This is a genomic window from Rhodobacteraceae bacterium S2214 (assembly GCA_025141675.1).
GTDB lineage: Bacteria > Pseudomonadota > Alphaproteobacteria > Rhodobacterales > Rhodobacteraceae > Yoonia.
Genome location: CP081161.1, coordinates 1,839,974 through 1,861,132, shown reverse-complemented (window position 1 = coordinate 1,861,132; position 21,159 = coordinate 1,839,974). Strand labels below are relative to the sequence as shown.

The 21,159-nt window shown below is 55.7% G+C and carries 20 protein-coding genes; 8 read left to right on the top strand and 12 right to left on the bottom strand.

All coding sequences use genetic code 11. From position 1 onward, the window contains the following. Positions 1 to 9 precede the first annotated feature (9 nt). The 6 genes from K3729_09320 to K3729_09295 form a co-directional block, all read right to left on the bottom strand. A complete protein-coding gene (locus K3729_09320) occupies positions 10 to 1,428 on the bottom strand; it encodes a TRAP transporter large permease (protein UWQ97694.1) in 1,419 nt (472 codons plus the stop codon). 3 nt (positions 1,429 to 1,431) lie between these two features. Then, a complete protein-coding gene (locus K3729_09315; protein UWQ97693.1) occupies positions 1,432 to 2,115 on the bottom strand; it encodes a TRAP transporter small permease in 684 nt (227 codons plus the stop codon). A gap of 144 nt (positions 2,116 to 2,259) precedes the next feature. After that, the gene (locus tag K3729_09310) at positions 2,260 to 3,276 is read right to left on the bottom strand and encodes a DctP family TRAP transporter solute-binding subunit (protein ID UWQ97692.1); all 1,017 of its coding nucleotides are present in this window, start codon (positions 3,274 to 3,276) and stop codon (positions 2,260 to 2,262) included. A 209-nt stretch (positions 3,277 to 3,485) separates the two neighbouring features. After that, entirely contained in the window at positions 3,486 to 4,715 is a 1,230-nt protein-coding gene (locus K3729_09305) for a sigma-54 dependent transcriptional regulator (GenBank protein UWQ97691.1), read from the bottom strand. Beyond that, positions 4,712 to 6,433: a sensor histidine kinase gene (locus K3729_09300; GenBank protein ID UWQ97690.1), complete on the bottom strand. Its 1,722-nt coding sequence runs from the start codon at positions 6,431 to 6,433 to the stop codon at positions 4,712 to 4,714. Before K3729_09300 ends, K3729_09305 begins: the two co-directional genes overlap by 4 nt. Before the next feature lie 38 nt (positions 6,434 to 6,471). Further along, on the bottom strand, positions 6,472 to 7,305 hold the full coding sequence (locus K3729_09295) for a cobalamin-binding protein (protein ID UWQ97689.1): 834 nt from the start codon (positions 7,303 to 7,305) through the stop codon (positions 6,472 to 6,474). 175 nt (positions 7,306 to 7,480) lie between these two features. On the opposite strand from K3729_09295, the gene K3729_09290 reads away from it, so the two are divergent. Next, entirely contained in the window at positions 7,481 to 8,644 is a 1,164-nt protein-coding gene (locus K3729_09290) for a cytochrome P450 (protein ID UWQ97688.1), read from the top strand. Positions 8,645 to 8,727: 83 nt separating this feature from the next. Here K3729_09290 and K3729_09285 read toward each other — a convergent pair whose 3' ends face one another. Further along, a complete protein-coding gene (locus K3729_09285) occupies positions 8,728 to 9,189 on the bottom strand; it encodes an Lrp/AsnC family transcriptional regulator (GenBank protein ID UWQ97687.1) in 462 nt (153 codons plus the stop codon). Positions 9,190 to 9,327: 138 nt separating this feature from the next. On the opposite strand from K3729_09285, the gene cysG reads away from it, so the two are divergent. The 6 genes from cysG to K3729_09255 all read left to right on the top strand — a co-directional run bounded on the left by cysG (position 9,328) and on the right by K3729_09255 (position 14,785). Continuing rightward, on the top strand, positions 9,328 to 10,725 hold the full coding sequence (cysG, locus tag K3729_09280; GenBank protein ID UWQ97686.1) for a siroheme synthase CysG: 1,398 nt from the start codon (positions 9,328 to 9,330) through the stop codon (positions 10,723 to 10,725). Continuing rightward, positions 10,725 to 11,024 carry a DUF2849 domain-containing protein gene (locus tag K3729_09275; GenBank protein UWQ97685.1) on the top strand — a complete coding sequence of 100 codons (300 nt, stop codon included), beginning with the start codon at positions 10,725 to 10,727 and terminating at the stop codon, positions 11,022 to 11,024. The genes cysG and K3729_09275 overlap by 1 nt, the downstream gene beginning before the upstream one ends. Positions 11,025 to 11,028: 4 nt before the next feature. Further along, a complete protein-coding gene (locus K3729_09270) occupies positions 11,029 to 12,696 on the top strand; it encodes a nitrite/sulfite reductase (protein ID UWQ97684.1) in 1,668 nt (555 codons plus the stop codon). Beyond that, a complete protein-coding gene (locus K3729_09265) occupies positions 12,686 to 13,375 on the top strand; it encodes a phosphoadenylyl-sulfate reductase (GenBank protein UWQ97683.1) in 690 nt (229 codons plus the stop codon). Before K3729_09270 ends, K3729_09265 begins: the two co-directional genes overlap by 11 nt. Before the next feature lie 65 nt (positions 13,376 to 13,440). After that, entirely contained in the window at positions 13,441 to 13,866 is a 426-nt protein-coding gene (locus K3729_09260; GenBank protein ID UWQ97682.1) for a DUF934 domain-containing protein, read from the top strand. 70 nt (positions 13,867 to 13,936) lie between these two features. After that, the gene (locus tag K3729_09255; GenBank protein UWQ97681.1) at positions 13,937 to 14,785 is read left to right on the top strand and encodes a ferredoxin--NADP reductase; all 849 of its coding nucleotides are present in this window, start codon (positions 13,937 to 13,939) and stop codon (positions 14,783 to 14,785) included. 77 nt (positions 14,786 to 14,862) lie between these two features. Here the strand turns inward: K3729_09255 and K3729_09250 are convergent, their stop codons facing one another. Then, the gene (locus K3729_09250; GenBank protein ID UWQ97680.1) at positions 14,863 to 15,954 is read right to left on the bottom strand and encodes a hypothetical protein; all 1,092 of its coding nucleotides are present in this window, start codon (positions 15,952 to 15,954) and stop codon (positions 14,863 to 14,865) included. Between the two features lie 198 nt (positions 15,955 to 16,152). On the opposite strand from K3729_09250, the gene infC reads away from it, so the two are divergent. Next, positions 16,153 to 16,698: a translation initiation factor IF-3 gene (infC, locus tag K3729_09245; GenBank protein ID UWR01002.1), complete on the top strand. Its 546-nt coding sequence runs from the start codon at positions 16,153 to 16,155 to the stop codon at positions 16,696 to 16,698. Between the two features lie 183 nt (positions 16,699 to 16,881). Here infC and K3729_09240 read toward each other — a convergent pair whose 3' ends face one another. The 4 genes from K3729_09240 to K3729_09225 all read right to left on the bottom strand — a co-directional run bounded on the left by K3729_09240 (position 16,882) and on the right by K3729_09225 (position 21,090). After that, positions 16,882 to 17,871: a molybdopterin-binding protein gene (locus K3729_09240; protein ID UWQ97679.1), complete on the bottom strand. Its 990-nt coding sequence runs from the start codon at positions 17,869 to 17,871 to the stop codon at positions 16,882 to 16,884. Then, the gene (locus tag K3729_09235; GenBank protein ID UWQ97678.1) at positions 17,868 to 18,833 is read right to left on the bottom strand and encodes an XdhC family protein; all 966 of its coding nucleotides are present in this window, start codon (positions 18,831 to 18,833) and stop codon (positions 17,868 to 17,870) included. The genes K3729_09240 and K3729_09235 overlap by 4 nt, the downstream gene beginning before the upstream one ends. Continuing rightward, entirely contained in the window at positions 18,826 to 20,148 is a 1,323-nt protein-coding gene (locus tag K3729_09230; GenBank protein ID UWQ97677.1) for a VWA domain-containing protein, read from the bottom strand. The genes K3729_09235 and K3729_09230 overlap by 8 nt, the downstream gene beginning before the upstream one ends. Positions 20,149 to 20,214: 66 nt before the next feature. Continuing rightward, entirely contained in the window at positions 20,215 to 21,090 is an 876-nt protein-coding gene (locus K3729_09225; GenBank protein ID UWQ97676.1) for a MoxR family ATPase, read from the bottom strand. Positions 21,091 to 21,159: the final 69 nt, after the last annotated feature.

Below are 21,159 nucleotides of genomic sequence, written 5' to 3'. Positions count from 1 at the left end.
GCGCACCTTTTACCTGATCACGATCTCCGGTCCCATAAAGGTTGTCGGCAAATAGGTCGAAATCGCCGGAATGTAGGTGACCATAATCAGGAACACGAACAACACAGCCAAGAACGGCAGTGCCGCGCGCACCACGGCCATCATAGGCATACCAGCCACACCGGATGTCACGAAAAGGTTCAGACCAACAGGCGGCGTGATCATCCCGATTTCCATATTCACCACCATGATGATGCCCAAATGGATCGGATCAATGCCCAGCTCGATAGCAATCGGAAACACCAACGGTGCTACGATCACGATCAAACCTGATGGCTCCATGAACTGACCACCGATCAACAGGATCACGTTGACCACAATCAGGAACATCCACCAGCTGAGACCCGCATCCAGCATTGCAGCTGCGATATGTTGCGGGATCTGCTCGTCCGTCAGCACGTGCTTTAGGATCAACGCATTCGCAATGATGAACATCAGCGTGATGGTCAACTTGCCGCCCTCAAATAGGGTTTTGCGCGTATCAGCGTGCACCCATGCGGTGACCAAAGCCCAAGGTTTGCGGAACAGTGAAATCGGCTTTTCGCCTTCTGGCGTCGCCAGTGGTCCCATGTCGCGGTAGATAAAAGTCGCAACGATGAACGCATAGACAGCGGCGACAGCAGCAGCTTCGGTCGGCGTAAAGGCCCCCGGTTTCCAATGCAGGCCTTCGCTGAAATCAACCCAAGGGTGGCCGTAGATACCGCCCATGATAATCACGATCAAAAGCAACCCCCAAAGCGCGTCCTTCAGGCTTGCAAAAATCTCGGTCCAGCCCTTCCATTCACCCTTTGGCATGTTCTTGATGCGGGCAATCACATAGATCGCCACCATCAGCATGGTACCAGCGAGGATACCCGGAATAACACCGGCCAAGAACATGCGACCCACAGAGACATCCGTGGCCGACGCATAGACAACCATCACAATAGATGGCGGGATCAGGATGCCTAATGTACCCGCATTGCAGATCACGCCTGCCGCGAACTCCTTGGTGTAACCCACCTGCCGCATCGCTGCGATCACGATGGACCCGATAGCTACAACAGTCGCAGGCGATGAGCCGGACAAGGCAGCAAACATCATACAGGCCAGAACACCCGCGATGGCGAGACCACCCTGCAGGTGTCCCACACAGGCAATCGCAAAGCGGATGATCCGTTTCGCCACACCGCCCGTCGACATAAACGTCGAGGCCAGAATGAAGAACGGGATCGCAAGCAAAGTATAGTGCCCCGCCATCGCTTGATACAGCGACTGAGCGACGGATGCCAAAGACGTATCAGAGAACGCCAAAAGGAAGATGATAGACGATAGACCAAGCGATACAGCGATCGGAACACCAATCAGCAGCATCCCGATAATCATCGTGAAAAGTAGAATAACGTCCATGACTTAGGCGTCCCTGTTCAAGTGGGCCGCTTCTTCGACGGCTTCTTCGGCTTCATGGCTGACGATCAAGCTTTCGTCCTGATCACGCCAAATCCTGCGGGTGGCTTGGAGAATACGGAACAGCATCAATGCCACACCAATCGGCAGCATCACGTAAGGGATGAACCGCGGTAGCTTTTCGTATTCCTCACCCATGTTGAAGGTGTTCTCGAGATAGGTCTTCGCAAATGGGATCGGCACCTGTTCGGTTTCGTACCACGCCTGATCACGGGTCTTTTCGTCGAACCCAGTCGGGATCACGCGGCCTTCGGTCTTGTACATGCCACCGAACGGCGCCCAATAATCCCATGCGCCCTTCATCATCAGGCCACCATAGGCGATGCAACACAGCGCTGAAATCATCACCAGGATTTTGCGGGTCGGTTTAGCCACGATGTTCAAAACCGCGTCCACGCCCAAATGCGCCGTCTTTTTGAACCCGTAGGAAATCCCGAACAAAACGAGCCACGCAAACAGGATCAGAACGGTTTCCAACCCCCATAGCAGGCTGTCCCCGAAGCCATACCGCAACACAACATTCGCGAATGTGACAAGCGTCATCAAACCTAGCAATGCGGCGATAAAGTTCTCTTCGAAGGTATCAATTATTTTTGCAAAGCCTGTTGGCTCTGGCTTGGATGCTGACATGGTTTTGTCCCCCCCTGTCGCATGTTTAAAAAAGGCGACCCGCATCAAGTGGCACGGGTCGCCCAAATGGCTGTATGGGATGGTGGGTGGGGCGTCGCGGCAAGGCCGCGCGCGTCACCTCATCATACCATACGAGGCATCACCTTACAGGCTTTCGTTGATCGCCTGTGCTGCATCGATGTTTTCTTGACCAACATCACCAACGAACTGCTCCCAAACAGGCTTCATTGCTGCAACCCAAGCCGCACGCTGTTCTGCGGACAACTGTCGCACCACGCCACCTGCTTCAACGATCGCGTTTTTGCTTTCTTCGTTCACAGCAAAGGCTTCGCCATTACGCAGTTCAGTTACTTCGCGCAGGATTGTCGTCAGTTGATCGCGCTGCGCATCCTCAAGGCTGTCGAGGAAATCAACAGATGTCACAACAAGATAATCGATGATACCGTGGTTCGTTTCAGTCACACCGTCTTGGACTTCAAAGAACTTCTGGCCGTAGATGTTGGACCATGTGTTCTCCTGACCGTCCACAACGCCAGTTTGCAGCGCACCGTAAACTTCGGAAAACGCCATTGGCTGTGGGGACGCACCCAGTGCTTCCATCTGTGCCACAAGCACGTCGGATGTCTGCACGCGGAATTTCAAGCCGTCTGCGTCTGTTGGCGCTTCAAGCGGCACGTTTGCAGAGAACTGCTTCATGCCGTTGTGCCAGAATTCAAGACCTTGCAGGCCGCGGCGCTGCATGGAATCTTTCATCGCTTGGCCCGTTTCAGACACTTGGAATGCGTCGACAGCTTCGATGTTTGTGAACATGAATGGTAGATCGAAGATGCGGAACTGCTTTGTGAAGGCTTCGAACTTGGACAGGGACGGTGCCGCCATCTGCACGTCGCCTTGCAGCATCGCTTCCAGAACTTGGTCATCGTTGTACAAAGACGACGATGGGAACACTTCCATACACATGGAACCGTCCATTTCAGCATTGACCCGTTCCATCAACAAGGATGCCGCGATCCCTTTTGGGTGACGGTCAGTGTTGGTAACGTGGCTAAACTTGATCACAACTTCGCCGTCGTCACAGCCCGCAGGACCGCCTTCAGCATATGCAGCAGAGGCCGCAACAGAAGCGGCTGCAATCAGGCTTGCGAGTTTCGTGAATTTCATTGGTTTTCCTCCCATGGAACCTTTTGGTCGTCGTCACACGACAACCTTGCGCAGATCAGACAGTGTTTTGCCGCCCCCAACAACTTTTTCGTCAAGTGATCGAAAAATGTGCTTTTACAGGGCGATACGCACGCAGCGCACGCATGGGTATAACCGTTTGTCCCGAATCTCACACAGCCGTGAGCGTTAACTGTGTGGAAATCCACACACTACATGCGGCGAAAATCTTCTGCCCGCAGTCCATGCTTGGATAGCTTATCGTAAAACGTCTTACGCGGCAGTTGCAGCAATTTCGCCGTTTCCGTCGCCTGTCCGTTGCACCGCCGCAAAGCATCCACGATCAGCGATTTCTCGATCTGGGCGATCTGCGCATTCAGCCCGAGTGTCTCGCTTGGCTCAACTTCACTTAGACCCATCGCAAAACGCATCGCTGCATTCATCAACGCCCGCGCATTGCCCGACCAATCGTGCTCCATCAGCCGTCCGGTCACATCGGCGGTGATATTTGGCATCGGCAAATTTGCCTGTTCACAGGCCTGCCCGACAAAGTGGCGAAACAAAATTGGGATGTCTTCGGACCGTTCCCGAATGGGCGGTATCCGCAAACGCATTAGATCCAGCCGATAGAAAAGATCGCCGTGAAAACGCCCTGCGCCGACTTCTCCGTCCAGATCGTGCGTGCTGCCTGCGATAACCCGCGCTTTGATCCCGCTATCCAGCTGTTCTGCGAGATAGAACTGGCTTGCCATCGGCAAACTGCCCACTTCATCGATGAACAAGGTGCCAGTGTCCGCTGCGGTGATCGCTTGTTCCAATGCGTCCACCGATAGAGCCGCCCCTGCCCGTTTCACGAATGGATCGCGTGCCGCTGCGGACAAAAGATGAATAACTTCCGCGACCTTTGAGGTGCCCGCCCCCGGTTCGCCGGTGACGACGACCTCGGCCCGCGATTTTGCCACCGCCCGCACCCGGTTGCGCATGGCTTTAGCCAGTTCCGACGTACCGATCAGCATCCGAGATGCCGCGTCACCCTGCTGCACATCCCGCATCATTTCACGGCCTTTGATGATCTCGTCGCGTGCCGTCAGCGCTTTTTCGACAACCGCCATCAGATCGCGCGGCCCGCATGGCTTTTCTAAAAACGCATAGGCCCCCGCATCCAGCGCTTTGACCGCAGTCGGCACATCGCCCTGTCCCGTCAGTAAGATGACTGGCAAGTCTGCATCAACCTGCTGCACATAGTCCAATAGGTGGAAACCATCGCGCCCCGGCATCATCATATCCGAGATGATCACGCCTTCGAATTGCGGCGTGATATGGTCCTTTGCCGCGATAAACGCTGATGCCAAGATCGGATGCAATCCGGCAATATCAAGCGTTTGCCCCAAGGCATCGCGCACTTCTTTATCATCATCAACGATCAGCACTTTGCGGGTCATGTCGTTTCTACCGGTTGTAGCATCACTGAAAACTCCGCCCCGCCATCGGGGTGGTTGCGGCCTTGGATATCGCCTCCGAAACTTTGCACAAGCCCGTAAGAAATCGAAAGCCCCAACCCCATACCTTCAGCCGCCCCGATGGATTTGGTTGAATAGAACGGATCGAAAATGCGGTCTGGCTCGGCGATACCTGGTCCTGTATCGCGGATACTAAGGATTGTTTTGTCTGCTTGCGTCACGGTCACATCCAATTGCCGGTGCGATAGTCCGTCCATCGCATCTGCGGCGTTGGTCATCAGATTGAGAACAACCTGTTGCAACCGGACTTCACCGCCACGCACATGGACGGGCTTGGCGGGCGGTGTCCAGTTAACGACAACGTTTTCTGTGGCAAAACGGGCAGCCAACATGTCAAGCGTTTCGTGCACGACCGCGCCCAGATCAACATCGACCAGAGGTTCGTTTTCGTTGCGCGCAAAGGACCGCAAATTGCGGATGATCCGCGCCATACGTCTCGCAAGGTCAGAAATACGCCCGAGATTTTGATCTGCAACGTCATGTCTGCCTTGCTGCATCAATGCTGTGCCGTTTTCTGCAAAGGATTGGATCGCCATCAACGGTTGGTTCAGCTCATGACTGATGCCTGCTGACATTTGCCCAAGCGCTGACAGTTTTTCCGCCTGAACAAGTTCCGCTTGCGTGCGTTGTAGATCCGCATTGACCGCTTCTAATTCGGCGGTGCGTTTGGCAACCCGCCGTTCGAGATCCGCGTTTGCGAAGGCCAAGGTGCGGCGTCGTTCAGTCACCCAAAACAACACAGCACCAAAGGCCAGCATGATCGCCGCCGCTGCGATCGTTTGCAGGTAAGCCAGTTGGCGGGCGGGTGCGAGATCAGGCAATGCCTCGCCGACAAGATCAATCACAGGCATTGGCAAGGTCAGATGCAGCGCTTGTTCAGGTAAATACCGGCCGCCGTCTATTTCCCAGACCTCAAACGACCGGAATTGTTTTTCATTATGTCGTACGAATGGAGTGATCAGCCCTGTCGGATATTCAGCACTTTGGCCGACCATGCGGATATCGGATTCCTTTGTCCGATAAACCAGTTCTGATCGGTTCGAAATAAAGACAACGCCCAGTTCATCCGTAAAAAAAACGGCCAATTCATCGCCGCGCCATGCGGTTTCCACAACGCCCACATCAACCGCGACAATCACGACACCCATAACTGGTCCAGCATCCGCAAAAACCGGTGCGGCGAAGTAAAAGACACGGCGGTCGTAGCGTGGATCGACAAAGTGGTAGACTCCAAGTGCGCCGTCCATCGCCCGTTCGAAATAAGGGCGCTGCGCGTGATCTACGCCAACGGTTTCGGAAGAGGACAGAATTTCCTCGCCCGCGGCCCCGACAATCAGGATATCAAGCGATCCAGTTTTGTCAGCCATTTCGCGTAAAAGCCCGCTGACCTGCGGGCTGCTGGTCCCCTGTAAGATTGCCATAATTTCGGGGCGGTCCGCAGTCAGGACAGCAAGACTGCGAAACCGCTGCAATTCACCAGTTAGTCGCGATGCGGCAAGGGCCAAATCGGCCCTGCCCCGCTTTTCAAGCTGATCAACCGCTGCCCCATAACCGAATGACCAAACGCCGCCGCACACGATTGCAGTCATCGCCATAAAGGCGAGCATAAGAATACTGCGGGATAAAATCGGACCAAACATACCAACCTGATAGGAAGGACACGCCGAAATAGGAAGGGTCAGTTATCAGACTTGATGATCTCTTGCAGCGTTGGGATTGCAGTTTTGATGTCTTCGAGCACCAATTCAGCACCCACCAACTTTTGGATTTCTGGGTTCTGAATGACCAGATTACCGGCCAATGCAAAAGGTGTCAGCGGCTGCGAGATACGCAAAGCAACTGCCAACTGCAGCAATGGTGCGACCACACGGTCCGAATTCGCGGCAAGGACGATGACGCTGTAATGACGTTGATCAGAAAGCGTCATAATCTCGTCATGGGACTGCCCAATGCATACATCGACATGCCCGCCATCTCTGCGAAACATATCTGCAGCAATTTCGATCCCTAGCGTATGTGTCTCGCCCGGTGGCAGCGCAAACAAGGCAGACGCCCGTGTTCGCCCTTCAAGGATGACAGGACCAATCGCATGTCTCAGCCCACGGATAATGCGGTACAGGCGCCCTGTCCCAAGACCGACCTCGGCAAACGACGCCTCATCAGCTTCCCACATTTGTCCCAAGCGGCGACTAGCACCCGCGATATACCCCAAATAAACAACCTCGAGCGGAACCCCATCAGCCCTTGCGCTTAGGATAATCTGGTCAGACGCCCGTTCGTTTCTGGATAGAAGTGCCTCACAGAACCGCTCAATTTCGGCATGATCCGGCATTGCCGATACGGTTTCGGTGTCAGACAACCGAAACGCCAACCGCCGCACAACTTCGCGCGCCAAATCTTGGACCAATCCCGGTTCAAATCGTTCGTTTGCTAATCGAAACGCAACGTCAGCGTCTTCGTAAGCATCTATGTCGATATTAATATTTTGCTTATTCAATGGCTTTTGCGCCATCCCGTTCCCCAGCTAGTTTGTCAACGTATGAGGGGACACAGGAAGGAGCAATTGCCTTCGCAGCATCCCGTTGGAAATGTTTATCAGAATGTTTCAACTCAAAGGTGCGGCAGAAGGTCGCACAAATCAAGAGTTCTGCATTGCACCGCCAGAAAAAACCGCGCACAGAGTGTCCATGAAACGCTTCGATCAATCCCCGACTGACCCTCAATTCGTCCAAAATCCATACCCGACTTACAAACAGGTCCGTGATACGGACGAGATCGTCTGGTGGGACACATATGGCATGGCCTGTGCGATGTCGTATGACACCGTGCGCTTGGCTTTGCGCGACAAACGGATGGGGCGTGAACAGCCCGCAGAATTGGTGCAACCTGTGCCTGATCACATGAAACCGTTTTATGCGATCGAAGCACATTCGATGCTGGAACTCGAACCGCCCGTACACACACGCCTGCGTGGACAGGTATTGCGGGCCTTTACGTCTCGGCGCATTGCGGCCCTTGGACCAGAGATTGAAGCGTTATCGCATCACCTGATTGATCAGTTTCCTGAAGGTCCGTTTGATTTGTTGGATGCTTTCGCCAAACCCCTGCCCGTGATCATCATCGCACGCCTTTTGGGCGTGCCCGAAGAAGACGCAGATCAGCTTTTGGTCTGGTCCAACGCGATGGTTGCGATGTATCAAGCGGGTCGGACGCGCCAGATCGAAGACGATGCAAGCAGAGCTGCCCTCGATTTCACCGCCTATCTGCAGGACGTGATCGCAGCCAAACGGAAGGCACCGGCTGATGATCTGATATCAACCCTGATTGCGGCCAGCGACACGGGCGAAAAACTGAACGAAGACGAACTGATCACGACGTGCATCCTGCTATTGAATGCTGGCCACGAAGCAACCGTACATACTATCGGCAACGGCACAAAAACGCTGCTGGAAACGGGCCACCGCGATATCACCGACGGCTGTGTCGAAGAAATCCTGCGCTTTGATCCGCCTCTGCACATGTTTACACGACACGTTTACGAAGACGTTTCGCTTGGCGGGCATGACTTCAAACGCGGCGATCAGATCGGCTGCATGCTAGCGGCCGCCAACCGCGACCCGCTGGCCTATCCCGATCCGGATGTGTTTGATGCTACGCGGCCCATCAAGCAAAACACCAGCTTCGGCGGCGGTATCCATTTCTGTGTCGGAGCACCACTTGCGCGACTGGAACTAAAAATCGCGCTGGGGGCCTTGTTCGACCGCTGTCCCAGCCTCGCTATCGCGGCACCGCCACAGTATGGCAATGTCTACCATTTCCATGGACTGACAGCGCTGCGAGTCACGACCTAAACCAGCGCCGCCTGCGGGATACGGCGCCTCTGAACCTGCTCAAATCAAAAATGCGCGGTAGCGCACTTTTAGGTCAAACTCCGTCACAACGGCAGTGCGACCGTCGATTTGATCTCTTCCATCGACAAAAGCGCTGTAACGTTGAAAACCCGCACTTCCGAAATTAGCGCTTGATAGAATTCGTCGTAGGCCCGCGCATTTTGCACCCGCACCTTCAGAATGTAATCGATGTCACCGGCCAAACGGTGCGCTTCTTGCACTTCCGGACGGGCTTGCAGGGCCGCGAGAAATTTCTGCTGCCATTCGGCTTCATGTTCTGATGTTCGTATCAAAACGAAGAAACATGCCTCGAACCCAAGCGCCTCTGCGTCCAATAAAACAGTCTGTTGGCCTATGATTCCTCCTTCTCGCATTTTCTTGATCCGGTTCCACACAGGCGTCTTTGAAGACCCCACTTCTCGGGCAATATCATCAAGACTTTGTGAGGCATCACGCTGCATCGCCTTGAGAATTTTCCGATCTACCTCGTCTAACCGCACGTTCATCCCGAATTCCTTCGTATTGCAGAAAATGTTGCCCAGATCCGCCCGCAAGCAGAACATACGTCCTTACTTACCCGTTCATATAGGCAACATCCAGAATAATGTTCTATAAAGAACCCAAGAAACACACGAGGTTCCATCATGGATCATTTTCCAGTCTTCATGGCCGTCGCCGGTCGCCGCATTGTCCTGTCGGGCGGTGGCGATTCTGCTATGGCGAAACTGCGTTTGATTATGAAGACCACCGCGCATGTGTCAGTCTTCGCCGAAGATGCATCTCCTGAAATTCAGGGTTGGGCAGCTGAGGGGAAGCTGACACTAGTCAATCGCGCGGTCGAACCTGGCGACGCGATGTGCGCGGTGTTGTTTTATGCAGCGAACGAGGACGACGCAGAAGACGCCCGCGTCGCGTCCATTGCCCACGCTGACGGCGCGAAGGTGAACATCGTCGACAATCTTGCTGACAGCCAGTTCATCACGCCTGCCATTGTGGACCGTGATCCGGTTGTTGTGGCCATCGGCACCGAAGGCGCGGCTCCTGTCGTTGCCCGCAAGGTCAAGGCCGATATCGAGGCACAGCTTCCCGCGTCCCTTGGCGTGCTTGCCCGTATCGGAAAAACCTTCCGCTCTGCGGTAGAGGTTCTGCCAATGGGCGCCAAGCGCCGCACGTTCTGGTCTGACTTCTACTTCAACGCTGGTCCAAAGGCTGTTGAAGCTGATGGCCAATCGGCAGTTATCCCGACATTGGAATCCCTGCTTGATAAACACATCATGACCACCGAGAAAGCCGGTCACGTTGATCTGGTCGGCGCAGGCCCCGGTGATCCGGAATTGCTGACGCTGAAAGCACGGAACGCCTTGGACAAGGCAGACGTCGTGATCCACGACCGTCTTGTGACGCCTGAAATTCTGGAACTCGCCCGTCGCGAAGCTGTCATCATTGATGCGGGCAAAACCGGTTTTGGTCCTGCTATGGCGCAAGGCGATATTGACGCGCTGATCGTGGAACACGCCGTGAAGGGCCACCACGTTGTCCGCCTGAAGGCGGGTGACCCGACTGTATTTGGCCGTCTCGACGAAGAAATCGACGCCTGTGATGCCGCTGGGATCAGCTGGCGCATTGTGCCGGGTATCACTGCCGCCTCTGCTGCTGTGGCGAATATCGGCCAGAGCCTGACAAAGCGTGATCGCAACTCGTCTGTCCGTTTCATCACCGGCCACGACACCAAGGGCTACGCCGACCACGATTGGCGTGCGCTGGCGCAGAACGGCGAAGTTGCTGCGATCTATATGGGCAAGAAATCCGCGCGCTTCATCCAAGGTCGCCTGCTCATGCATGGTGCCGATCCAGCGACGCCTGTCACGATCATCGAGAACGTCAGCCGCACGGATCAACAGATCATCGCGACCACTTTGTCCGATCTTGAACCCACCCTGACACGGGCCAACTTGCGCGGTCCGGCAATCACTTTCTACGGGCTTGCCCCGCGCGCGGCGATGGACGCCGCAGACACTTTACCCCTTGAGGAGTTCGCATAATGGCCCGTCAATTTACCCCGAAGGTCATCACAACCAATCACCTGATGTCAGGCGATGCAGTGTGGTTCACCGCTGACAGCACATGGACAGGCGATATTTCCGAAGCTGAATTCCTTGAAGACGAAGCCCACGCTGACCTGCGCCTGATCGAAGCGCAAGCGCAGCGCGACCAAGTCACCGGAGCCTATCTGGCTGATGCCAAGCAAGGCGAAAACGGGCCAGAGCCTGTGCACTTCCGCGAAGCGTTCCGTACACGCGGTCCATCCAACTATTTCCACGGCAAACAGGCAGAGGTGTAAACCCATGTATAAGTACAATGATTTCGACGAAGCCTTTGTCCGTGAACGTGTTGCCCAGTTTAAAGGCCAAGTAGAGCGCCGGATTGATGGGTCTTTGACTGAGGACGAATTCAAGCCTTACCGCTTGATGAATGGTCTGTACCTGCAATTGCACGCCTACATGCTGCGCGTCGCTATTCCATATGGCACGCTGAATGGCGGTCAGATGCGTCAGTTGGCCTATATCGCTGAGACGTTTGATAAGGGCTATGGCCACTTCACCACGCGTCAGAACATCCAGTACAACTGGCCAAAATTGGCTGATGTGCCGACGATCCTTGAAAAACTGGCCGACGTGGAAATGCACGCAATCCAGACATCGGGCAACACGATCCGGAACGTGACCGCTGACCATTTTGCTGGGGCTGCTGGTGACGAAATCGCGGATCCGCGTCCAGTTGCGGAATTGCTGCGCCAATGGTCAACAGATCACCCTGAATTCCAAGCCCTACCCCGCAAATTTAAGATTGCGGTATCTGGCGCCGAGAATGACCGTGCTGTTTTGCGTGCCCACGATGTGGCTGTGCAAGTTGTTGAGCAAGACGGCCAGCGCGGGTACCGTATTTTCGTGGGAGGCGGTTTGGGTCGGACACCGATGATCGGGAAAGTCTTGCGTGACTTCCTGCCAGAGGCGGATTTGCTTCCATATGTGGAAGCCGTTGTCTCTGTCTGGAACCTACTGGGCCGTCGCGACAACAAATACAAAGCGCGGATCAAGATCACGGTGCATGAGCACGGGATCGAAGAAATCTCGCGCCTTGTCGAAGATCGCTTTGCCGATATCCGCCCGACATTCAGCGGTGTGGATCAGGTGATGCTACGCGAGATTGAGGCACACTTTGCGGCCCCTACTTTCAAAGCTGCTGGCACCGATGCGTTTGACGCATATAAGGCTGCGAACCCTGCGTTCCGGTCTTGGGCTGACACCAACCTTGCGGCACACAAAAACCCTGACTACGCGATTGTGTCAATTTCGCTGAAAGCGCACGGTGCTACTCCGGGCGATGCATCAGCCGATCAGATGCGGTTAATGGCGGAACTGGCGGAAAAATATGGCCACGATGAATTGCGCATTTCGCACGAACAGAACGTGATCCTGCCTTTCGTCCACAAGTCGGACCTGCCGGAAATCTACAACGCATTGCGCGAAGGCCAGTTGGCCACCGCCAACATCGGCCTGATCAGCGATATCATCGCCTGCCCCGGTATGGACTATTGTGCGTTGGCAACGGCCCGTTCGATCCCGATCGCGCAAGAGATCGCGACACGGTTTGACGAGTTGAAGTTGGAGCATGAAGTTGGTCCGCTGAAATTGAAAATCTCGGGTTGCATCAACGCTTGTGGTCATCACCACGTGGGTCACATAGGCATCCTCGGTCTCGACCGTGCGGGTGTTGAGAACTACCAGATCACGTTGGGTGGCGACGGCACCGAAGACGCTGCAATTGGCGAACGCGCGGGCCCCGGCTTTAGCGCGGACGACATTGTGCCCGCGATTGAACGTCTCGTCTTGGGTTACATGGATATCCGCCGCGACGCCGACGAGACCTTCATCCAAGCCTACCGCCGCCTTGGCGCACAGCCATTCAAAGACATCCTGTACCCAGAAAAGGCCGCACAAAATGCCGCTTAAGGAAATCGCAGAACGTCAAAACCTGCTGCATGCGAAAAGCACGCCGCAGACGATCTTGAAACATGTTTTGGACGACGTCCGCATGGGCGACACGGCCTTGGTCAGTTCGTTCGGCGCGGAAAGCGTTGTTTTGTTGCACATGGTTGCCGAAATTGATCCTGCGACGCCAGTGATCTTTATCGAGACCGAGATGCTGTTCAACGAAACCTTGGTTTACCAGAAAGAGGTCGCAGCCCATCTTGGTTTGACCAATGTGCACGTGATCACACCGTCCCGCGCCGCATTGCTCGAACGTGACAGTGAAGGTCTGCTGCATCAGGCTGATGTTGATGCCTGCTGCACCTTGCGCAAGAAAGAACCGCTTGAACGTGCTCTGAAACCTTATGGGTCTTGGATCACGGGCCGCAAACGTTACCAAAGCGGCACGCGCGCTGCACTGCCCGTTTTCGAAAAAGAAGCCGGATCGACACGGATCAAGGTCAACCCGCTTGCAAGCTGGGGCCGAAAAGAGATCGCCGCTTATATGGACGATCACGATCTGCCGCGTCACCCGCTTGTCGCCAAAGGATACCCATCAATCGGCTGTCAGCCTTGTACCCACGCTGTCGGCGTGGACGACGATCCCCGTGCAGGGCGTTGGGAAGGCACCGAGAAAACGGAATGCGGCATTCATTTCTAGGACTTGGTCCCAAAAATGAATTGTTATGGACAGATGAAAGACGGGCCAAGCGCCCAGAGGAACGAATGATGTCAGAAGAAAAGACAGTAATTGTCGTGGACACCGGTTTTGTCGCCGATGATTGGGATTGCGGGTTCCGCGATCTGGACACCACGCCTGCAAACGACTGCCCGCAAGGGATCGATTTGCCGTCTGATACAGCCTCGACTGCGCTGAACGGCCTGACTAATGCCGCGATGATCCGCATCGACTTCCCTGCGCCGACAGACGGGCGCGGGTTTACGCTGGCTGCGCAACTGCGTCGCTTGGGTTTCAAGGGTCGCCTGCGGGCTCGCGGCCATGTTCTGGCCGATCAATATGCCATGGCCCGCCGATCCGGTTTTGACGAAGTCGAAATCCCTGCCGATCTCGCCGCACGCCAGCCCGAGGACCAATGGTTGGCCCGTGCCGACTGGAAAGCCCACGATTACCAAGCCCGCATGCGCGGCTAATCCAGCCCTTTACTGATACAGATCAATGATGAATACGGAGGGCGGTCTTATCAAGGCCGCCAATTGAGTTATGACAGAGCAAACACCTGTGACCGAAACAACCGCCAAAGCCGTTCCCGCCCTGCCCGATGCGCAGACGGTGACATCCGTGAAACATTACACTGACCGCCTTTTCGCCTTCCGCGTGACCCGTCCCGCGTCTTTGCGCTTTCGGTCTGGTGAGTTCGTGATGATCGGCCTGATGGGCGATCCTGATCCAAAAACCGGCAAACAGCGTCCGTTGTTGCGGGCCTATTCCATTGCGTCCCCGTCATGGGATGAAGAACTGGAATTCTATTCGATCAAAGTGCCGGAAGGCCCGCTGACATCAAAGCTGCAGCACATCAAAGTTGGCGATCAGATCATTCTGAAACCAAAACCAGTGGGCACATTGGTTCACGATGCGCTGCTGCCCGGGAAACGTTTGTATTTCTTCGCGACTGGCACAGGTTTTGCACCGTTTGCGTCCCTGCTGCGCGAGCCAGAGACGTATGAAAACTATGATGAAATCATCATGACCCACACCTGCCGTGATGTTGAGGAACTGACTTACGGTCGCGAATTGATCGAAAACCTCAAGCAAGACGAAATGATGATCGAACTGCTGGGCGAAGAGAACCTCGCGAAGATCAAGTATTACCCCACGACGACCCGCGAAGAGAGCCCGAAGATGGGCCGGATCACGACGTTGATCGAAAACGGCGAATTGTTCACTGATCTTGGCATCCCGCCGCTTGATCCAGCTGTGGACCGCGCGATGGTGTGTGGGTCATTGGCTTTTAACTTGGATATCAAGGGGTTGATGGAAAAAGCAGGCCTGAATGAAGGCGCGAACTCCGAGCCGGGTGAGTTTGTGATCGAAAAAGCCTTCGTCGGCTGAACCGCCAACACTACGCAGAATAAAGAAAGGGCCGCGTCATTGCTGACGCGGCCCTTTTTGTCTGTGTGTTTCGCTGCTTACTGCGCAGCTGGGATGCCGAGGGCGTCCTTGATTTGTGACAAAACACCTTCCAGAAGCTCTGGGTTGTCTTTCACAGCGTTCAGGCCGGTTGTCAGGGCTGTTTTCTGCAGCGCACCCAGTTCAGAACCGTCCAGCATTTCTTGAACTTTGTCGAAATCGAATCCGTCGACAGTCAGCAGATCAGTCATGGATACTTCTGCGTCAGCTTCAACAGTCGCGTCTGCCGCTGGGGCTTCTTCGGCAGTTGTGACTTCTGCATCTTCTGCAGTCACTTCTGGTGCTTCTTCGGTCGCAACTTCTTCTGTTGCGGCCTCTTCAACGGCTTCTGCAGCACCTTCCACTTCGGCAGCAGCGTCGGCTGCGCCTTCAGTTACAGCTTCTTCTGTCGCATTAGCAGCGTCTTCAACTGCAGCGGCAGCGTCTTCAGTCGCAGCGTCGACTTCTGCAGCAACGTCGGCGACAGCTTCTTCTGTTGCGGCAGCAGCTTCTTCGGCTGCGGCTTCTACTTCAGCGGCGGCTTCTTCGGCAGCAGCCTCTGCTTCAGCGGCAGCAGCTTCGGCGGTAGCTTCTGCTTCGGCAGCAACGGCTTCGGCTTCTGCTTCCAGCGCTGCAGCTTCAGCGGCGGCGGCTTCTTCTGCTTCCGCAGCAGCGGCAGCAGCTTCTTCAGCTACGGCTTCAGCTTCTGCCTCAAGGGCGGCTTCTGCTTCGGCGGCAGCAGCTTCAGCTTCTTCAGCGGCAGTGGCTGCTTCTTCGGCTGCGGCTTCTTCGGCGGCAGCAGCGGCGGCGGCTGCTTCTTCAGCTTCGGCTGCAACGCGTGCGGCTTCTTCTTCAGCCATTTTCGCAGCTTCTTCTTCAGCGGCCAGTGCGGCGGCTTCTGCTTCGGCAGCGGCTGCAGCCGCTTCTTCTTCGGCAGCTTTTGCAGCAGCGGCTGCAGCTTCTTCCGCCGCAACAGCAGCTTCTTGCGCTGCAACTTCAGCAGATGACGGGCTTAGGCCCAATGCTTGCGACGGGTTATTCCCGTTCACGCCCATCTGGTATCCAAAAAAGCCGAGCACTGCGGCCACGATGATAATGATTGTCGCTCTCATTGGGTGTTCCCTCTCCACAACAAAGTACTTGTCTCACGATTGAGACTCGGTCGTCGTATGTCAGATGTTACAGATAAGTAAAAGTCTACGCATACGGGGAATTTCGTCCACATCGCCCAATTTTTGCGGGTTGAAGCTGCACCTTATGCACATTAAGTTGCACCCAGTCATAAGATTAACGACCAAAGGATAAAGACCATAGGACGCAGACCCCATAACGCGCCACCACAGCGCGACACTGGCCCCCGTATCAATGAACGGATCCGGGCCTCAGAAATCCGCCTGATCGGGGCGGACGGCGAAAACGTTGGTGTTGTTACGCCAGATCGCGCAATGGGCATGGCCGCTGATGCCGGCCTTGATCTGGTAGAAATCTCGCCAAACGCGAATCCGCCAGTCTGCAAGATCATGGACTTTGGTAAGTTCAAATACGAGACTCAGAAAAAAGAAGCTGAGGCTCGTAAGAAGCAGAAGATCATCGAGATCAAAGAAGTTAAGTTCCGTCCGAACACGGATACGAACGACTACAACGTCAAGATGCGCAATGTCTTCAAGTTCCTCGAGAACGGCGACAAAGTAAAAGTCACCCTGCGGTATCGCGGACGTGAAATGGCGCACCAAGATCTGGGCCGTCAGTTGCTGGAACGTGTTGCTGAAGACACCAAAGAAGCAGGCCGCGTGGAAAACTTCCCGAAAATGGAAGGTCGCCAAATGGTTATGCTGATCGGACCGCTTCCGAAGTAAGCACTGCTTGGCACAGACGTTCTCGATGTTTGTGCCAAACATCTGCCACTTGGGACATCGTTTGCAAGCAAACGCTTGGGAAGGTCGCCAAATGGTTATGCTGATCGGACCGCTTCCGAAGTAAGCGCTGCTACGAGCGATCATGCTAGAGAAATCGAAAACCCCGCGCTGCAAGGTGCGGGGTTATTCTTTTGGCTTACCCCTTGGGTGATGCCGCGCGGGGCTTTCCTTGAGTAGCCCGCCAACGCCCATTCCAGCGATGTCATGATCTGATAAATGCATGCCACAGATCGTCCGTTCGACAACCCAATCCGCCCCGTTCAATGCCAGCGACCGTGCGCAGCCCGGCAAACCGATAACTGGTTTTTCCCCGATCTCGCCCACAAACAGCAGGTTTCCCGGATCAACTGGCATGCCAAACCGCGTGACTTGCCCGCCTGCGATCCGCACCGCTTGCGGCGCCACATCATAAGCATCGGAGGTCGCAGAGCCTGTGAGGATCATAATCATCGTGCCGGATGCGGTGGAAATAGCTGCAGCCAACGCAGCCTCCGTATGATCCACGACAATCCGCCGCGTCAGAGATGCGCCCAACCGATCAAGGCGCGTCGCCATGGCTGCCCGTCCTTTAGGATTTGGTGCGCCCGATCCGATCTGCGTTTCGATCAAAGTGATGTCGGTGTGTTGCGCATTGAGCAATGCAAGCGGCGTCGCAACGTCCACGGCCCGCGTAATGTCCAGTTCGGCCACTGCGTAGCTGATGATCTTGATCGTTGCCACCATGTCGCCTGCGACAACACGTTGGTTTTGCGGCTGGGTGGCGATCGTGATCATCGGGTTGATTGCGTTGACTTTTTCAATTGATTCAACGTCGCACCGAAAGATGCCGGGCATCGTCGCGATCACATTGACCCGTCCTGTTGTCGCAGTCGTTAAACGTAAGCCTGGCGCTGGCACGAATGCTTCGGCCAATCGCTGAGCCGCCACATCTTCGTGCAAATCCCCGACTTCAAGCTGTGCGACGACAACGTTTTGCGCGCCTGTCGCTGCGAGCAGAGCGATGTCATCAGCTGTTAACACCTTGCCCTTGCGCAGGCGCCCATTTGGCAGCTCCGCCGAGTGGGCTAAGATTGCGCCCGCTGCGTCCTGCAATGGAACTGGACCAAATTTCATGCGCGGCGCAACACGTCGGTGACCTGCGCCATAATACTGACGGCGATTTCCGCAGGCGATTTCCCCCCGATGTTCAAGCCGACTGGTGCATGTATCCGCGCAATTGCGGCCGCATCAAATCCCGCTTCTTCCAGCCGTGTGACCCGTTTGGCATGTGTCCGCGTGGAGCCAAGACAGCCCAAATAAAACGCATCGGATTTCAGCGTTCCAATGATCGCTGGGTCATCAAGTTTAGGGTCATGGGTCAGGGTCACAACGGCCGTCCGCGCGTCGGGTTGCAGCGCAGCCAATGCTTCATCCGGCCAATCGCCAAGAATAACCTCCCCCGGAAAGCGGTCTTCGGACCCAAAGGCTCCGCGTGGGTCAATGATCGTGGGCGCATAACCGCAGGCATGAGCCATTGACACAAGGTGCTGCGCGATATGAACGGCACCAACGATGATCATCCGCAAAGGTGGGTTATGGATACCGACGAAGGTACGCCCATCGTCCTCAATGCCCGATTTGTCAGACCTGAACCGGTTGGAGAATTCCGACGCGTCCGTCGTGCGCCGCATATCGTTTTCCAGATCAACCACATAGGCAATCGGCTGCTTGGCCTCTGCCGCCGCAGCCAATTCTTCAAGAATTGAAACGGGCATTGCCCCGCCGACAGGTTCCACAAGAATGCGGATACGCCCGCCGCAAGCAAGTCCAACGGCAAAGGCTTCATCGTCGCTGACTCCATACTCTAAAAGGCGCGGCTTCCCATCTTCCAACGCTTCTAACGCCTCGACGATCACCGCCCCTTCGACGCATCCGCCGGATACGGACCCTTCCATTGCTCCGTCTCCGTCGATGACAAGCAGACTGCCCACAGGCCGCGGCGCAGACCCCCAAGTTTCAACGACAGTTGCGATCGCCACTTTGCGCCCTGCCCGATGCCAGTCGAGGGCCAGTTTGGTGTACTGCGTTTCAGCCATGGTGATCTTTCTTGTTACGGGTATGGGCCAGCGACCAGCCCAACTTCGTCTCATCTGGGCGCGGGGTCTGATCAATCAAGGACATGAACCGTAGTTTATCGCCCCCATCGTGCGGCTGCATCAAAGCATGCGCCACCCCTTCCAACGATGCAATGTTGTGACCAGCCCGAAACGTGTCCACGTGAGGTAGCATCTGGGCGATACCACGTGCTTTCGGCGCAAAACCGTCATAGCGCAACAGCGGGTTGAGCCAGATGACCTGTTTGGCAGTCAACGACAAACGCTCCATGACTTTTCCCAAATCTGCATCGCCGTCACGATCCAGCCCATCAGTGATCAGCAGCACAACGGCACCCTGCCCCATGACTCGCCGCGACCAGTCGCGATTAAACCGGTCCAGACAGGCCGCGATACGCGTCCCGCCTTCCCAGTCCTGCGCTTGTGCGCCGGCTGCCGCAAGCGCTGCATCCACGTCACGAGTCCGCATGTGGCGAGTTATATTGGTTAACTGTGTGCCGAAAGTGAAGGCGTGGACATGCGCCCAGCCCTGTCCCTGTTTGTTAGCAACGGCATGGACAAAATGAAGCACCGCCCGCGAATATTGCGACATTGACCCCGAGATGTCGCAAAGCACTACGAGATTGGGAAAGCGGATGCGCGGACGCTTTGTGCGGAACTGGTTGATTTCGCCGCCTGTGCGCATGGCACCGCGCATCGTCCCGCGCCAGTCAGGCATCCGACCTGGCAAGGCTTGCGTCCGGCGGCTGAGAATCGGAGGAACAGGCAGGCGCATGGTCGCGAGGATGCGTTTGGCGCGGGCCATTTCAGCGATGCTCATCTGTTCAAAGTCGAGCGTCTTCAGGTGTTCTTCGCCCGACGTTGTCTGGCTCGCGTCGATATCGACTTCGACCTCGTCCTCGTTGGTTGTGCCGTCGGGCAATTCCGGATCTTGCTGGTCTAATAAAGCCTGTGCAGCCCGCCGTTCTGCCGCCACGGCCTGTCGTTCTTCTTGCACACCGCGCACCGCAGGTGTGAGAAACGCCATCATATGTTCCATGAATTGCGGATCGCGCCAGTAAAGCCTGAAAATCTGTGCAAACACCGCGCGGTCCTCGGGTTTGGAGACGAAACAGGCGTGCAGCGTCCAGTAGAAATCGACCTTGCTGGTAAAGCCCGCAGCGGACACCGCGAGGATCGCATCGGTGATCCGGCCCGGCCCGATGTTCAGACCCGCCCGCCGTAAAGCACGGCCAAAATGCGTGATGTTTTCCGCGAGTTTGGGATCGTCAGGCAAAGATAATGGGGGGAGTTTCATGGCGCAATCGCTGGGGGCTTCACGCCCCCAGACCCCCGTAGGATGTTTGAGACCAAAGCAAGGGAATCATGCCGGTATGCTTGCGCGTGCGTCGTCGAGGATTTTCTTGGCCTCTGAACCTTGCAGCCGTTGGATGTCGTCCTGGTATTTTAGAACGGCGCCAAGGGTGTCTGCGATAACTTCGGGAGACAGCGTCAGCACGTCGAGCGCCAGCAGGCATTTTGCCCAGTCGATGGTTTCGGCGACACCCGGCTTCTTAAACAGGTCTTCAGCGCGCAGGCGTTGGACGAATGCCACGACTTCTTCGGACAATTGCTTGGTAGCTTCCGGAGCACGCGATTGCAGTATCTCCATTTCACGATCAAAATCGGGGTACCCGACCCAGTGATATAGACACCGCCGTTTCAGCGCGTCGTGGACTTCGCGCGTTCGGTTAGAGGTCAGGATCACGATGGGCGGTTCTGCTGCTTTGATTGTGCCGCGTTCGGGGATTGTGACTTGGAAATCGGACAGCGCTTCGAGCAGGAAAGCTTCAAAGGGTGCGTCGGTCCGGTCAATTTCGTCGATCAGCAAGACGGGTGCGCCGCCGTCTTGTGGCATCATTGCCTCCAACAAAGGACGCGCAATCAGGTAGTCGTCGGAAAACAGGTCTTTTTTGCTCTCGCCTGCCCGTATTGCGATCATCTGCGCTGCAAAATTCCATTCGTAGACTGCTGAAGATGCATCGAGCCCTTCGTAGCACTGCAGCCGGATCAGACGTTTCCCCAAACTGGCGGCGATAGCTTTGGCGATTTCCGTTTTGCCTGTGCCAGCTTCGCCCTCCAAAAACAGGGGCCGCCCCAGCCGTTGCGCCAGAAACACCACCGTTGCCAATGGTCGATCACAGACATAACCGGTCTGGCCGAGTTCGGCTTGGACTGCGTCGATGGTTTCAAAGGTCATGGTGGTCTCCCCGCTGGTGCATAGAACTGCACCCTGTGCGGCTGTCGTCAAGTGACCCCTTAGTCGTAG